This window comes from Arthrobacter sp. KNU40 (assembly GCF_051515115.1).
Taxonomy (GTDB): Bacteria; Actinomycetota; Actinomycetes; order Actinomycetales; family Micrococcaceae; genus Arthrobacter.
Window position 1 is genome coordinate 4,153,862 of sequence record NZ_CP195850.1, and the last position, 14,975, is coordinate 4,168,836.

12 protein-coding genes are annotated in these 14,975 nt (G+C 65.5%); 3 read left to right on the plus strand and 9 right to left on the minus strand.

From position 1 onward, the window contains the following. The first annotated feature begins 133 nt into the window (after nucleotides 1-133). Nucleotides 134-1,576 (plus strand): PucR family transcriptional regulator, encoded by a 1,443-nt coding sequence (locus tag ACSKT0_RS19315; protein ID WP_437771149.1) that lies wholly within the window; start codon nucleotides 134-136, stop codon nucleotides 1,574-1,576. 105 nt (nucleotides 1,577-1,681) lie between these two features. Here ACSKT0_RS19315 and ACSKT0_RS19320 read toward each other — a convergent pair whose 3' ends face one another. Both ACSKT0_RS19320 and ACSKT0_RS19325 read right to left on the minus strand, forming a co-directional pair. Next, the gene (locus ACSKT0_RS19320) at nucleotides 1,682-3,814 is read right to left on the minus strand and encodes a hypothetical protein (protein WP_437771150.1); all 2,133 of its coding nucleotides are present in this window, start codon (nucleotides 3,812-3,814) and stop codon (nucleotides 1,682-1,684) included. Continuing rightward, complete coding sequence (locus ACSKT0_RS19325) at nucleotides 3,811-4,242, minus strand: hypothetical protein (RefSeq protein ID WP_437771151.1); 432 nt, start codon at nucleotides 4,240-4,242, stop codon at nucleotides 3,811-3,813. The genes ACSKT0_RS19320 and ACSKT0_RS19325 overlap by 4 nt, the downstream gene beginning before the upstream one ends. Nucleotides 4,243-4,387: 145 nt before the next feature. Between ACSKT0_RS19325 and ACSKT0_RS19330 the strand changes: the two genes are divergently transcribed. Further along, a complete protein-coding gene (locus ACSKT0_RS19330; protein WP_437771152.1) occupies nucleotides 4,388-5,653 on the plus strand; it encodes an MFS transporter in 1,266 nt (421 codons plus the stop codon). Continuing rightward, entirely contained in the window at nucleotides 5,650-6,330 is a 681-nt protein-coding gene (locus ACSKT0_RS19335) for a FadR/GntR family transcriptional regulator (protein ID WP_437771153.1), read from the plus strand. The genes ACSKT0_RS19330 and ACSKT0_RS19335 overlap by 4 nt, the downstream gene beginning before the upstream one ends. 107 nt (nucleotides 6,331-6,437) lie before the next feature. On the opposite strand, the gene ACSKT0_RS19340 is transcribed toward ACSKT0_RS19335, so the two are convergent. The 7 genes from ACSKT0_RS19340 to ACSKT0_RS19370 form a co-directional block, all read right to left on the minus strand. Next, nucleotides 6,438-7,817, minus strand: a complete 1,380-nt coding sequence (locus ACSKT0_RS19340) for an MBL fold metallo-hydrolase (protein WP_437771154.1) — start codon at nucleotides 7,815-7,817, stop codon at nucleotides 6,438-6,440. A 95-nt stretch (nucleotides 7,818-7,912) separates the two neighbouring features. Further along, nucleotides 7,913-9,379: an FAD-dependent oxidoreductase gene (locus ACSKT0_RS19345; RefSeq protein WP_437771155.1), complete on the minus strand. Its 1,467-nt coding sequence runs from the start codon at nucleotides 9,377-9,379 to the stop codon at nucleotides 7,913-7,915. Between the two features lie 98 nt (nucleotides 9,380-9,477). Continuing rightward, nucleotides 9,478-10,734, minus strand: a complete 1,257-nt coding sequence (gene cobA / locus ACSKT0_RS19350) for a uroporphyrinogen-III C-methyltransferase (RefSeq protein WP_437771156.1) — start codon at nucleotides 10,732-10,734, stop codon at nucleotides 9,478-9,480. Between the two features lie 85 nt (nucleotides 10,735-10,819). Continuing rightward, nucleotides 10,820-11,854, minus strand: a complete 1,035-nt coding sequence (locus tag ACSKT0_RS19355; protein WP_437771157.1) for an LLM class flavin-dependent oxidoreductase — start codon at nucleotides 11,852-11,854, stop codon at nucleotides 10,820-10,822. 35 nt (nucleotides 11,855-11,889) lie between these two features. Then, nucleotides 11,890-12,840 (minus strand): ABC transporter permease, encoded by a 951-nt coding sequence (locus ACSKT0_RS19360; protein ID WP_437771158.1) that lies wholly within the window; start codon nucleotides 12,838-12,840, stop codon nucleotides 11,890-11,892. Then, nucleotides 12,830-13,567 carry an ABC transporter ATP-binding protein gene (locus ACSKT0_RS19365; RefSeq protein WP_437771159.1) on the minus strand — a complete coding sequence of 246 codons (738 nt, stop codon included), beginning with the start codon at nucleotides 13,565-13,567 and terminating at the stop codon, nucleotides 12,830-12,832. Before ACSKT0_RS19365 ends, ACSKT0_RS19360 begins: the two co-directional genes overlap by 11 nt. A 112-nt stretch (nucleotides 13,568-13,679) precedes the next feature. Continuing rightward, on the minus strand, nucleotides 13,680-14,834 hold the full coding sequence (locus tag ACSKT0_RS19370) for an ABC transporter substrate-binding protein (RefSeq protein ID WP_437771160.1): 1,155 nt from the start codon (nucleotides 14,832-14,834) through the stop codon (nucleotides 13,680-13,682). Between the last annotated feature and the right edge of the window lie 141 nt (nucleotides 14,835-14,975).

Below are 14,975 nucleotides of genomic sequence, written 5' to 3' on the forward strand. Positions count from 1 at the left end.
TCTTTCGGTGTCTAGGCATTGGTTGCAGCTGCTCCGAGCCTATGCCAGCACCCCGCAGCGCGGAATAGTCAGGTGCACACCCCGACCACCCCGACTTAGTGCGAATGACCAGTGCCGGGATATCCTTTTTGGCATGGCAATGTCACTCGCCGCGCTCGTCGCCGTCCCCTCTCTTCGGCTCCGTAAAGCCGGCCTCGCGGAAACCACCTGGAACGAAGATATCCGTTGGGTGGCCGTGACCGAGCAGGAGGATCCCCAACGCTTCCTCAACGGCGGCGAGCTGATCCTGACCACCGGCCTCAGGCTCAACGGGGCCGCGGAACAGCGCCGCTTCGTGCGCCAGGTCCAGCGCGCGGGAGCCGTCGGCATCGGCTTCGGCACCGGGCTGACCCACGAGGCCATGCCCCCTGCCCTCATTGCGGAAGCGAACCGCTGGGGCCTGCCCCTCGTCGAAGTCCCGTACGAGACCCCTTTCATCGCCATCGGCAAACTCGTGGCCGATTCCCAATCCGCTGACCACTACTCGAAGCTGGAGCGACTCATCGCGGGCCACCAGATCCTGGCCCGGGCCTTGCTGACCGGTGGCGGACTCGGCGAGCTGCTCAAGCAGTTGGGCAGCATGCTCCGGACCGACATCGCCCTCACGCAGTTCAGCGCCCAGCTCTACAACAGTGTGGCCGGCAACCCCGCACCGACGGCTGACGACTGGGCGTCCTTCCCCATCCCGACAGGCCGCCGCGACGCCTGCACCCTATGGATCAAGCAGCCCTTCGGCGACACCGGGATTGTCAGTTATGCGCAAAACCTGATCAGCGTGGAACTCAACAACATGGTCAAGCAGCGCCAGAGCCAGCGGGCCTTGGCGGGCCAGGTGCTGGACGACGTCATCCACGGAACGCTGGACACGGTAGAGGGCGCCCGCCGCCTGGCCGGCGTCGGAATCAACAGCACACGCAAGAACGTGGTGCTGCTGGTGGTCTCCGCAGCGCACCACAAACAGCTCGGCAGCACCTCGCTGCCGCAGTCGCTCGACCGCGGGGTGACCGCCGTCGTCGGGAAGGACCTGGTGACGGTAGTGCCCGACGACGGCAGTTCCGCGAGCGCGCTCGCGAAGGACCTCAGTGATCACCTTCTGGAGGCGGGGATCCATGCGGTGATCGGGATCGGCGGCGCGTACACCAAGCCGAACGGCGTGCGCTGGAGTTACTTCGAAGCGCGCGACGCCGTGGCCCACGGCCTGCCCGTCAACGAACCGGAGCGGCTCAGCCTGACCTCGCTGTTGCTCGCGAGCGAGGATGTGCCGTTGGCCGATATGGCCAGCGAAGCCCTCACTCCCCTGCGCAAGTTCGACGCCGCGCACGGCTCGGAGCTCGTTTCGACCCTGGAAAGCTACCTCAACCACAATGGTTCAGTGGCCGCCGTCGCAGAAGCCCTGACCCTGCACCGCAATACGGTCCGCTACCGCTTGGCGCAAATCACGGACCTCACCGGCTATGACCCTGCCCAGACGCCGGACCGGGTGCAGTTGTGGCTTGCCCTGGCGGTGCAACGGCTGGGAGCGCGCAACCCGCGCTGAGGGTTCTTCGCGGCCGGCCGGCCCAACTAACTCGCATTTGTTGTCGTTTTGAGGGCTGAAAACGACATTTACTGCGAGTCAGTTGGGCTCCCACCGCGACGGGGCCTAGCGGAAGATGTCGGCGGCAACACCCATGATGATCCTGTCCCCAGGGGTCGACTTTTGCAGGAAGTCCACAACCGCCCAATCGTCCAGCGAGATGCACCCGGCGGTAGGCACTTTGTTTTCGTGCAGGAAGATGGCAAATCCGGCGTCTTGGACGATTGGAGAATCAGGGGGACGGTTGTAGTTGATGACGGCCCCTTGCCGGTAATCATGCTGCGGGCGCGTAGCGAAATACCACATGTTCTCGTCATAACCCACCCACGAGCTGGATTCGAAGTACGTGTTGTAGTTCCCGGTCCATGGATTTCCACCCCAGCGCGAACCGGGGTTCAGCGTGCGGTACGGAAGGGCCGTCCCCGGATTACCCAGGCCGAACGCCTCCGTGACAGAGAACGAGCCGGTGGGCGAGTAGTTGTAGCGGGTAGGACCCGAGGGAACTCCGGGTGGCTTGAACCCGCTGGCGCCCACGAAACCGCTCGTGGTCCACTCGGCCACGTACGTTCCTGCCACCCGCTTGCAGTACGCAACTCCGGCGAACGATTGCCCGTAGGCGGCGGTATATACCAAGGTCACGTGGTTGGCGTTTCCAGAGGAGTATTTCACTCGGCCGTCGTTCAACCCCGTGCACTCACTTTGCCTGTAGTCGCGGGTAGCGGCCGGCGTCCACGTCAGGAACCCGCCCTGGAAAGCTTGGACACATTCACCGTTGACGCACGTCTCCGGCGTCGCCGGATAGCCGAGGTAACTCAGATGCCAGCCCATTTGTTCGTACTTGGCTTTGATGGCTCCCCGAACAGGCTGTGCCCCTGTGGCCGGCGACCAGAAGATGAGGCCGCCTTGAAACCACTCGTAGCACCCGCCGTCGCGCTGGCCGCACACCTCGCCCCCCAAGGGATAGCCAAGATAGCCGCCTGTCAGTCCGCCCATGTTGTCGTACTGGGAACGGATGCCGCCGTTGACGCCATTCGCCCCGGTCTGCGGCGACCAGTAGATGACGCCGCTTTGGAACTGCTGAAGGCAACCGGATGCTGGCTGGCCGCAGATTTCGTCGGAAACAGGATAGCCAAACCGTCCGTTTTCGAAGCCCGCACTGGCCCATGCAGAGCGAATGCCGCCGTGGCTTGTCCGCGCCCCGCTGGCCGGTGACCAGATGATGGCTCCGTGCTGATACATCTGGTAACAGCCGCTGGCCTTGAGTCCGCAGGTCTCGCGGGTTGTCGGATACCCCAGCCAGCCAGATTCAGCTCCGGCCGCAGCATACGTTGCGCCAATAGCCCCTGGTGTCCACACTCCGGCCGCTCCCGACGCCGAGCTCCACAGAACTCTCAGATTCCCGAAGCTCTGCTGGCACCCGGCGTTCACCAGATCGCATAGTTCCGGGCTCGTGGGGTACCCCGCCTCGGCGTAGCCACCATACAAGCGGAACAGGGAGTCGCCGATGCCACCCTTGGTCCAGACAGTCTGAGGACCCCCGGCAGGGCTCCACGTGATATCCAAACCACTGGAGAACTTCTGATAGCAGCCATTGCTATCGCATTTTTCCTCGCCGAGGGGATAGCCGAACGCGGAAAGCTGTCCGCTTGCGTGCCACTGGGGCCCCGTCTTTCCTGCCGTGAGCAGCACAGCGTGAGCACCAGTGAGCGCCGTGTAATAGATTCGTCCGCCGGCAAACAACTGAACGCAAAGGAGATCCTGGTCGCACGATTCGTCCGCTGTAGCGGCCCCCAAAGGTCCCGCCGCACCGCCCAATAGCTGCCATTTGGCCGCGATCGCTCCTGTAGGAACGATGTCGACGGCGGTCGGAGCGATGTTCGGCGGGGCTGCGGGCGCTGCGTCCCGGGTCGGAGCGGGCGCGGGCACCGAGGAGGGCGCCGTTGGAGCCGTCGCAGGCGGAGTTGTCGTCGCCGGCGTCCCCGTCGGTTCCTGAGCCGGGGCCGTGCCGTTGCTCGGCTGAGGGGCAACGGTCTCGGAAGGTGCGGGAGACGTTGAAACGGCGGGAGAACGCGTCGGAGACTCCACTGCTGGGAGAGCGACGGCGGTTGCCGCCGTGGGCGCGAGCCCGGCCGCGACAACTGCGGTCAGGACAAACGTTGCTAAGACACGGATAGCCCCGGTGGCGCTGTTTCCCGTCACTTTGAGACCACCGCATCACACGTGGAGCCGGCAGGTGCCGCCTGGGCGACTTCTGCTGCGCGGACTTCCGTGCTGGCGCCGGCAGCGACTTCCTTCTCGATCATCGCGTGCCCGGCCACGCTGCTTGTCGTTCCCACGGCGATCGCGATCGTGTACTTCGCGGATGCCGTTCCGGTGTTGTGCAGCGTCCCGGAGAAAGACCAGATGCCGTGAGCGTCGGCCGCACATTGCACATTCTTCAGCGCATCAGTGACGAGAGAATCCGGCGCGGATACGCTCGGCGCGGGCGACGGCTGCGAAGGAGTCGTCGCGGGCGCGGAAGGTGGTGCGGCGGCGCTCGGAGGTGGTGCTGACGACGGCGCGCCGCAAGCGCCAAGAGTAAAAATTCCGACGGCAGCGAGCACGACAGTAAAGGGCCAGTTCTGCATTCTTCCCCCAAAAAATGTTCATAACCTGCCCAGAACCGTGTTCCTGGCCAGCAACAGTTGCGAGACTACCAGCGCCCGGACTTCAACCGGGAGATTTCCACCACAAAACTTCCCGCGCCAAACATCAAACGTCTAACCTTTAAGCATGGCCTCAACTCACCCGACTCCCCACGCAACGGAAGCAACAACTGTGCCCACCAGCGGCGGTACGGTGGCGCCGAAATCCCGGGTGGTCGCCGTCGTCGGGATCATCGCCGTCATCTTGATCGGCCTTAACCTGCGCGCAGGCATTACGAGCGCGGCGGCGCTGTTCCACGATCTGCAGGCTTTCCTCGGCTACGGGGCGCTTGTCGCGTCGATTCTTCCGTCCATCCCCTTGCTGTGCTTCGCCGTTGCAGGACTGGGCACTTCGTGGCTTTCACGGCGGATCGGCGTTGAGAAGTCGATCTTCGTGGCGCTGGCAATGCTGGCGGCCGGGCTCCTGGTCCGCAGCGTCCCCGCGACCGGCGCCCTCCTCGCCGGAACAGTGCTGGCGATGTCCGGCCTGGCGGTGTGCAACGTGGCCATGCCCTCTTACATCCGCGAGCACTATGCAAGCAAGACCTCCCTGATGACCGGCCTTTACACGTTCACGATGTCCGGCGGTGCCACCTTCGCTGCAGCGGTCAGCGTCCCCTTGGCGCAGCAACTGGGCTCGCCGTCGATGGGACTGGCGGCGTGGGGCCTCCTTGGCGTCGCCGCACTTCTTGGTTTCCTCCCGATGGTCCTCCACACCCATAGCACTACACGGAAGGCCAACCAGGAGCGCGTATCCATGTGGCCCCTCCTGCGCACCCGGTTGGGATTCCTCATCACATCCATCTTCACGTTGCAGGCCCTCCTGGCGTATGCCGTGATGAGTTGGTTTGCATACATCCTGACAACCCAAGGACTGAGCGCCTCCGAGAGCGGCCTGCAGTTCGGACTCATGCAGCTGGTTTCGGTGGCCGCCGGCATGATCCTCCTGGCCATTGGCTCTCGACCCGGCATGATGCGGCCGGCTCTGTACCTAGGTAGTGGGACCACCCTTCTGGCGATCCCCGCCATGCTGTTGCTCCCGACGTCGTTCGCCTCGGTTCCCGCCGTAATGTTCGGTTTCGGTCTGGGCATCTTCCCGTTGGTCCTGGTGATCATCAGCCGCAGCGGGCGTACGACGGCGGAGACCACCGCCATGTCCACCGTCGCACAGTCCGTGGGGTACTTGATCGCGGCGTTGGGACCGTTCGGCATGGGCCTGCTCCATAGTGCCACCGGAGCTTGGACCCTCCCCCTCTCGCTCCTTGCCGTGGCGGCCCTGGCCCTCATGGTCACCTGCCACCAGCTGACCAGCAAACGCACGCCGATCAAGGCCGGACCAAGGCCCGTGGCATGAGCCTGACACCTTCGCACCGGCCCGCCTTGGCCGAGGAAGTCACCAGGCAACTGCGCGGCATGATCCAGTCCGGAGAGTGGCCGCTGCAGGAGAAGATTCCGGCCGAGCCGGAACTCATGGCCTCGCTCGGAGTCTCGCGCGGAACACTCCGCGAAGCCATCAAAGCCTTGGCGCACAGCGGCATGTTGGAGGTCCGCCGCGGTGACGGCACTTATGTCAGGGCCACGAGCGAGATCTCCGGCGCAGCCCAACGCATGTACAAGGAACATACGCAGGAGCACGTAGTCGAGGTCCGGGTGGGGCTCGACACCCAGGCCGCCCGGCTGGCCACGAAGCATGCCACGGCCGAGGACATCGCCGCCATGCGGGCCCTTCTCCAACTACGCCACGACGCGTGGCTCGCCGCCGACTACCCAGCCTGGGCCCGGGCCGATTGGGACTTCCACGAACGGGTGGCGCTGGCTTCGGGCAACCCGTTGCTGCACCAGTTGTATGTGTCCTTCGGCGGGGTCTTCCACGACGATCTCCTGCGCCAGCAACGCAAGGCCGGCTTCAACGGCATCCCGCACGAAGGTCACGACGAGCTCGCCGACGCCATCGAAGCACGCGACCAGGCCGCCGCCGTCGCGAGCGTCTACCGCAACCTGGACTTCTCCGCGGAATGGATCAACAGCTGACGCCGGCTCACCTATGACCGGGTTTTGAGCGACGCCCGCTCACATATGACCGGGTTTTGAGCAACGCCCGCTCACTTATGACCTGCTTTTCCCGGACCCTCGCTCACTTAGGCCGGAGCGGCGCGCGTCAACTCAACGCCGGCATCGGCTGCCTCGCGGAAGAGTGCGTCGATGAGCACCACGTCGCGGCCGGCACGATGCAGCAGGCTTGCGGCGACGCTGGCCCGGTAGCCGGAGGTGCAATGCACCCAGATCCTGGAGTCCGGCAGTTCGTCCAGCCGGAGCAAAAGCTCGTGCAGTGGAACGCTCGCCGCGCCTTGGACGTGGGACGCGGAAAATTCCTCGGTTCGGCGCACGTCCAGCACCGTCTCACCGGGGGTTCGGTCGCGCACCAGCCCGAACCAGTCGGTGACCGGGTACTGCACCAAAGACGCGCCTGGCGCCAGAGCCCCAATATCCCCGCCGACGGCGGCATCCGGGGAGTCGAATCCGATCCTTGCGAGATCGCGGATGGCCTTTTCGACGTCGTCACGGTCGCCCAGCAGGGTCAGCGGCTGATTCCAGGGCAGGACCCAACCGAGGTAGCTTGTGAAGCTCGATCCCGTCCCGTATTCAAAGGCCACGCTGCCGCGCAGGTGGCTCGCCGCGAAGGCGACCCGGTTGCGCAGGTCCACCACCCACTCCCCTGCCTCGAGCCTGCGCTCCAGTTCCGCGGATTCCAGAGATTCCGGCACGTCGAGCATCGCTGGGCCCGGGCCCAGGGCGTTGAGTGGACTCATGTGCGCGTAGTAGCTCGGATAGGCCGTGATATTCGCCAGGAGGTGCCTGACAAAGTGGTCTTCGTCCGGGTCGGTGAGCGCATGGTTGGTGGCGGCTTGCTCCCCGATCGTCGATGCGGGAATCCTGCTCGCGGGACCGATGGAGCAGAACGAACCGAAGCCATGGGTGGGGTACAGGATCGCGTCCGGTGCTGCCTCAGCCACGAGCCGCCGGACTGAGGCGTACTGATCATGGGCCAGCCCGGCGGTGTCCTCCGCGGTAATCAAATCAGTTCGGCCCACAGAACCGTAGAGCAGGCTGCCACCAGAGAACACGGCTTGCCGGACGCCCGCACCGGCGTGAGGGTCCGAAACGACATAGGCCAGGTGGGTGTGCGTGTGCCCAGGGGTCGCTATGGCTTTGACGGAAAGTCTGCCTACTTTGAAGGTCTCCTCCGGGACAACGGGCTCACGCGCAAACGCCACGTTGTCCGCCGCATTCACCAGGTAGCGGGCGTTGTGTTCCCGGGCAAGGGTCAGGCCACCCGTGAGGTAGTCGTTGTGAAGGTGGGTCTCAGCGACATGCGTGATGGTCACGCCGGCGTTTCGGGCTGCCATTTCGACGCGGTCGGTATCACGCTGGGGGTCGATCACGAGCGCCACCGTGCCGTCGTGAACGAGGTAGCTGCGGTCCCCCAATTGGGTCGTTTCGACGACGACGACGTCCATGCGGAGAGTCTAACCCCGATAGAGAGCAACGCGGGGTCACTTAGCGCCCATTCCGATGCTCCGGATGGGCGCTAAGTGACCTCGCGTTGTAGGAGCTAGACCTGTGCCGCCACGCCGTCGCGGGAAATGTCCACCATGTCTTCACGCGGTACAACCTTGATGCGTTCGCGCTTGACCTCGACGCCGTGCGAGGTGCCGGCCTCGGAAGCGGCGGCGCCAAGGGCAAGCTCGTGGGCGTCCAGTGCCAGCCAGCCCTCCCAGCTGGTGAACTTCACGCCGCGGGCGTCCAGGAGCTCGACGACGGCGTCCGCCTCGGGAACTGCGGCGACCGGCAGGTTTTCGCGGTCTTCGAGGAGGTACGTGACCGTCTCCAGGGCGTCACCCTTGGTGTGGCCGATCAGGCCGACAGGGCCGCGTTTGATCCAACCCGTGGCGTACAAGCCAGGAACGTGCTCGCCGGAAGCGTCAAGCACGCGGCCGCCGTCGTTCGCGACGACCCCGCGCCGGTGGTCGAACTCTACGTCCGGCAGTGCGGAACCGAAGTAGCCGATCGCACGGTACACGGCCTGGACCGGGTAGTCCACGACCTCGCCGGTACCGCGCGCGTTGCCGGTTCCGTCCAGTTCGGTGCGCTCGAACTTGATCGCGGCAACCTTGCCGGGGGTCTCTGCGGAGTCCACGATCTCCACCGGGCTGTGCAGGAAGTGCAGGTGCAGCCGGCGGGAGGCTTTGAGCTCGGAGAGGTCCTCGGGCTGCTCGGCGATCCAGTTGGTGAGGGTGCCCACCATGGTCTTGGTCTGGTTGTTCGTCTGGATCTGGCGGTCCGACTCTTCGTCGAACTCGAAGTCCTCGGCGTAGAGGATGATGTCCACGTCCTTGGAGTGGGACAGTTCGCGGAGCTCCAGCGGGGTGAACTTCACCTGCGCGGGACCGCGACGGCCGAAGACGTGCACGTCCGTGACCGGGGAAGCCTTGAGTCCGGCGTAGACGTTGTCCGGGATTTCGGTGACCAGCAGGTCGTCGGCGTGCTTGGAGAGGACTCGGGCGACGTCGAGCGCCACGTTGCCGTTACCGAGCACGGCCACGGAGGTGGCGTCGAGCGGCCATTCGCGGGAAACGTCGGGGTGTCCGTCGTACCAGGAGACGAAGTCGGCGCCGCCGAAGGAGCCTTCCAGCTCGATGCCGGGGATGTTCAGGTCCGCGTCCTTGATGGCGCCGGTGGCGAAGATCACGGCGTCGTAGTGGGTGCGCAGGTCTTCGATGGAGATGTCCGTGCCGTAGTCGACGTTGCCGAAGAACCGGATGTCGCCGCGGTCCAGGACCTTGTGCAGGGCGTTCACGATGCCCTTGATGCGAGGGTGGTCCGGGGCAACGCCGTAGCGGATCAGGCCGTAGGGGGCCGGGTAGCGGTCGAAGAGGTCGATGCTGACCGTCAGCTCGCCGCTCTTGACGGCCTCGCTCTTGGTCAGGATGTCAGCTGCGTAGACGCCGGCCGGGCCGGAGCCGACGACGGCGACGCGCAGCGGACGTGCGGCGGTTCCTACGGTGGTGCTTGATGACACGGCTGTGTTCCTTTTCAGTGTGCTTCCCAACTAGCTCGCATTTGTTGTCGTTTTGAGGGCTCATAACGACAACAACTGCGAGCTAGTTGGGTGAGGGGCTAAGGGGTAACGACGCGGGGCTTGTTGGGGGTCAGGGTGCTGTAGTCAGCGGTCTTGAAATGTTCGGGGGCAAACGGGCTGACACGGACGACATCGCCGATCACAATCACTGCGGGATTTGCGACGCCGGTTGCCTCGGCTTGGTCTGCAATGGTTGCCAAAGTGCCGATCGTGACGCGCTGTTCGGGCATGTAGCCGTTCTCTACGATACCTACTGGCGTGTCCAAGGGCATTCCGGATTCCGCGAGGGCAGCGGCGGATTCGCGGAGTTTGGCGACGCCCATGAGCAGGATCACGGTGTGGTCAGGCCGCGCCGGGACTTCGGACAGTTCCTCGTGGCCGGTCACCACGCTGAAGCCCTTCGCAAGTCCGCGGTGCGTCACGGGAATGCCGGCTGCCGCCGGTACGGAGATCGCCGACGTGACACCGGGAACCACTTCAACCTCGACGCCGTTCTGCCGGCAGAATTCTGCTTCCTCGCCGCCGCGGCCCAGGACGTAGGGGTCGCCGCCTTTGAGTCGGACCACACGGTGGCCGGCCAGGGCTTCCTCCACCAGGATCCGGTTGATCTCCAGTTGCGGCACGGGGTGGTGGCCGGGAGTCTTCCCGACTTCGATCACGCGGACGTCCGGAGCGAGTTCCTGCAGCAAGTCGCGCGGTCCGAGGCGGTCCGCGACGACGACGTCGGCCTGGCCCAGCAGGCGGCGGCCGCGAACGGTGATGAGGCCAGAGTCACCGGGGCCGCCACCCACGAGGGCGACGCTTCCGGTCGAGGCACGACGACGGCGGAGGGGCAGGTCTCCCGTCTCAAGCGCGGTGGCAACTGCGTCGCGCAACGCCATGGCTCGGCGGGGGTCTCCCCCGGCGTTGATGGCGATCTTCACGTCGTCCACAACGGCGACGGCGGGGGTCCAGGCTGCCGAGGATTCGTGGTCCGAGGCGTTGACGCACCAGATGCGCTGCGCCTCGGCGTCGGCGGCTACCTGGGCGTCCACGGCTGCAACGCCGGTGGCCGTCTGGACGAACCACACGCCGTCGACGTCGGAGGAAAGGTAAGTGCGCGGCTCCCAGGTGAGCAGGCCGGAGGCGGCGAGTTCGCGGAGCGCGTCAGAGGCAACGGGGGCCACCACGGTCACCCGGGCGCCGGCGTCGAGCAGTCCCTTGGCGCGTCGCGCGGCCACGGGTCCGCCGCCCACCACCAGCACCGGGCGGCCAAGCAGCCGCAGGGCTGTGGGGTAGATGTCCTGTATTGCCATGAAAAAACTGTAGGGCCGGGCCGTAACATGCTTCAAAGGTCCGGAAACACCAGTTCACGCTAGGTAACCCGGCGTCACATTACGCCTAAGCGCTGGGCGCCTCCCAGCCGATCGCCGGAGCCACGTATTTGGCGATGTTACCCAGCAGCTTGATGTTGTATTCCACCCCTAGTTGGTTGGGCACGGTGACCAGCACCGTGTCCGCAGCCTGTACCGCGGCGTCCTGCGCGAGTTCCTCGGCCAAAGCATCGGGTGGGCCGACGTAGCTCTTGCCGAACCGCGACAAGGCACCGTCGAGCATGCCCACTTGGTCGCGGTTATCCACCTGCGCACGGAGCCCGAAATAGTGTTCGTCCTCGGCGTCAACCACGGGAATGATGCTGCGGCTGACCGAAACGCGCGGCTCAAAACCGTGTCCTGCGGCTGCCCAAGCCTCGCGGAACATGCTGATCTGTTCGGCCTGGAGTTGATCGAAGGGAACCCCCGTGTCCTCGGTGAGCAGGGTGGAGCTCATCAGGTTCATGCCGTGTTCCGCAGCCCAGACCGCGGTCTTGCGGGTGCCGGCGCCCCACCAGATGCGCTGCGGCAGCCCGGGCGACGTCGGCTGGATCGGCAGGAGGCCACGCCCGCCGCCCATGAAGGAAGGATCGGCTTCGGCCACTCCATGGCCTGCGATGGCGTGCCGGAATACGGCCGTGTGGCGGCGGGCCATCGCGGCGTCGTCCTCACCCTCGGCCGGGGCGTAGCCGAAGTACCGGGCGCCGTGCAGGGCCGGCTCGGGTGAACCACGACTGATGCCCAACTGGAGCCTGCCTTGGCTGATGAGGTCAGTGGCCGCGGCTTCCTCGGCCATGTACAGCGGGTTTTCGTAACGCATGTCGATCACGCCCGTGCCCATTTCGATCCGGTTGGTCCGGGCCGCGATGGCCGCCAACAAGGGGAACGGCGAGGCCTGCTGGCGCGCAAAGTGGTGAACGCGGAAGAAGGCTCCGTTGATGCCGAGTTCCTCGGCCGCAACCGCAAGGTCGATCCCTTGGAGCAAGGCGTCGCCGGCCGAAGGAGTGCGCGAGCCTTGGACGGGTCCCCAATGGCCGAAGGAAAGAAAACCGATTCGTTTCATGCCCGCATCAACCACGGGGTGGGCCCGGGAATTCCTTAGCGCGTGCTCCCCGCCAGCAGGCCACGGCGCAACAGGAGGCGGCGCTCAATCGGGGCGAAGACCACGAGTTCGATCAGGATGCCCACAAACAGGATCGCGAGGATCGCGGACATGACCGTGGCCATGTCGGACAAGGTGCGGCCCTGGTCCAGGAGCGAACCGAGCCCGAAGCCGATGGTGCCGCCCACTGCGATGATTTCGGCGGCCATGAGCGAACGCCAAGAGAACGCCCAGCCCTGCTTGAGGCCGCCCAGGTATCCGGGGAGGGCCGCCGGCAGGACGATCTGCAAGGCCATCTGCAGTCGCGAGGCCCCGAGGACCTTGCCGACGCTCCGGTATTGCGGCGGAATCTGGTCCACGCCGGAAATCAGCCCGTTGATGATGGACGGGATGGCACCCATGAGGACGACGAAGTAAACAGTGCCGTCCGAGAGCCCGAACCAGATGATCGCCGCGGGAACCCAGGCAACCGACGGCAGCACCTGGAGCCCGGAGATGAGCGGGCCGAAGGCACGGCGCAACGGCTGCACCTGTGCCAGGAGCAGGCCAACCGGAGTAGCCACGGCAACGCTGATGAGGAAGCCGATGACGCCGCGCTGAAGTGAGGTCCAGATGGCTTCCTGGGCTTTGCCTTCGGCCCAGAGGGCACCGAACTGTCCTAGGACATCAAGCGGCCCGGGAACCTGGTCGCGGCGCTTGAAACCGAGGGAGACGTAGAACTGCCATGCCAGGATGAGGACCAGGAGCGCCGCAATAGGGAGGATGACCCGGGTCCAGTCGATGTGCGCCTTGCGGTGGGCGTCCGACTGCAGCTTGTCCAGGCCGGCCTCGAGATCCCGGAGTTCGTCCGGGTTTCCCTTTAGGGACGGCGAGGTGATGTGGCGGGACTGCGGAGCTTGCTCTGCAGTTTCCCCTTCGGCAAGCCGGGTCTCTTGTTCAATTGGCATGGCGGCGGATCTCCTCGCGCAGGCGGCGGGTAATGGTTCCGGTCAGCTCCCCGGCACGGCCGGCGTCGGTCCGGTGTTCCTCGGTGACGTTCCACTCGGCCACGACCCGTCCCGGACGGGAGGACAGCAGGAGGACCCGCTGGCCGAGCCTGACGGCTTCGCGCACGTTGTGCGTCACGAACACGATGGTGCGGCCCGTTTCTTTCCAGATCCTCTCTAGCTCGTCGTGCAGAAGGTCACGGGTGATGGCGTCGAGGGCAGCGAACGGTTCGTCCATGAGCAACAGCTGCCGGTCCTGGGCCAAAGCGCGGGCCAGGGCGACGCGTTGCCGCATGCCGCCGGAGAGCTCGTGGGGGCGCTTGTCCCCCGCGCCACCCAAATGGACGAGGTCCAACAGCTCGCCCGCACGGGCAGCACGCGACGCTTTGCTCAGGCTGCCGGACTTGTCGGCGAGTTTCAGCGCGAGTTCGATGTTGCCACGGGCAGTGAGCCACGGGAACAGCGCTGAATCCTGGAACATGAAGGCGGCACCGTCGCTGGGCACCTCCAGGGCGCCCGACGTCGGCTGGTCCAGCCCCGCGAGGATGTTCAGCAGGGTGGATTTGCCGCAGCCGGACGCACCGAGCAGGGCGACGAACTCGCCTTGCTCGATGGTGGCGTTGACGTCGTCCAGCACCGGGGCGCCGTCGCCGAAGCGTTTACCCAGGTGTTCCAGTACGACTGGCATGGTCCCGTCCTTCGTTCGTTGCTTCGTTGTTGAATTCCCAACTGACTGGCAGTTGTTGTCGTTATGAGCCTTCAAAACGACAACAACTGCGAGTCAGTTGGGCCTTGGCGGTTCAGTCTTGGCCCAGTCCTGCGGCCGAGGTCTTCTGCCCGGTCACGCTGTTGAGGGCGCGGAGGTCGAAGATGCCGTTGATGTCGGCGGGTTTGGTGATGCCGGCGTCGACCCCGTCCTGGAGCAGCTTCTTGTAGGTTCCAGCGAGCGGGTCCACGGTGAAAGTGATGTTCTTCAGGGAGCGGTCGATGACGTCGGCCGGGAGCGTGCTGCCCGCGGTCGCCTTCAGGGCGGCGTTGATGGCCGTGGCCTTGTCGGCGGCCGAAGCGGTGTTGAGCCAGTTGACCGAGGCTTCGTGGCCTTGGATCAGGGCGGTCACGGTCTGCGGGTGTTCAGCGGCGAACTTCTTGCTCACGATCAGGATCGTGGTGGGGAACGCGCCTTTATCCCAGAGGTCCTTCTCGTCCACCAGGACCTTGCCTCCGGCCTGGACCACCAGACGTGAGGCCCAAGGCTCGGGCAGCCACGCGCCGTCGAGCTTTCCGTCCTGGAAGAGCTTGAGGGTCTGGGCGTTGTCGGTCGGGTTGATGGCGACGTCGCCCCCGCCGTTCGGGTTGGTCTTCAGGCCCTGCTTGCCCAGCCAGGCGCGCAGCGCCACGTCCTGGGTGCCGCCCAGCTGCGGGGAGGCGAGGGTCTTGCCCTTGAGGTCCGCGGCGGAGTTGATGCCGGGCCTGACCACCAGCTGGGCTCCGCCGGAAGCCGCGCCGGCGATGATGCTGATGGATGCGCCCTTGCTCTGGACGAAGGAGTTGATGGCCGGGTTGGGGCCAAGGTATGCGGCGTCGATCGCTCCGGCGTTCAGGGCCTCGACCGCGGCCGGCCCGGCGTTGAAGATCTGGGTGGTGAGCTTGGTGCTGCCCAGCTTGCTGGCGATGATGCCCTTGCTGACGCCCACCAGCGCGGGGGCGTGGGTGACGTTGCCGAAGTAGCCGAGCCGGAGTTCGGCGGCGGGCGTCGTTGCCGCGGCCGGCTGGGTTTCGTTGTTCTTGGCCACAACCGATGCGACGGCGGCGCCGGCACCGATCAGCAGGACGAGTCCGACGGCGATGCCGATCTCGAGCGCGCGGCGGCGCTTGGGCTTGTTGCTCTCGCCGGCGACGATGCGCGTGGTTCCCGGGTTCGAGGCGGGCGGCGTGGGTTCTGGGGTGTTTGACATGTTGATCCTTGGAGTGCGTGAAGGGGCTGGGCGTTTGTCAGGCCCTGCGACATCGCCCCGGGAGGGCAGGCAAGGACCAATCCGAAGAGGTCATGGATTCACCATAGGGACTGTCATATTTGCCGTTCAATGACCCGGAAA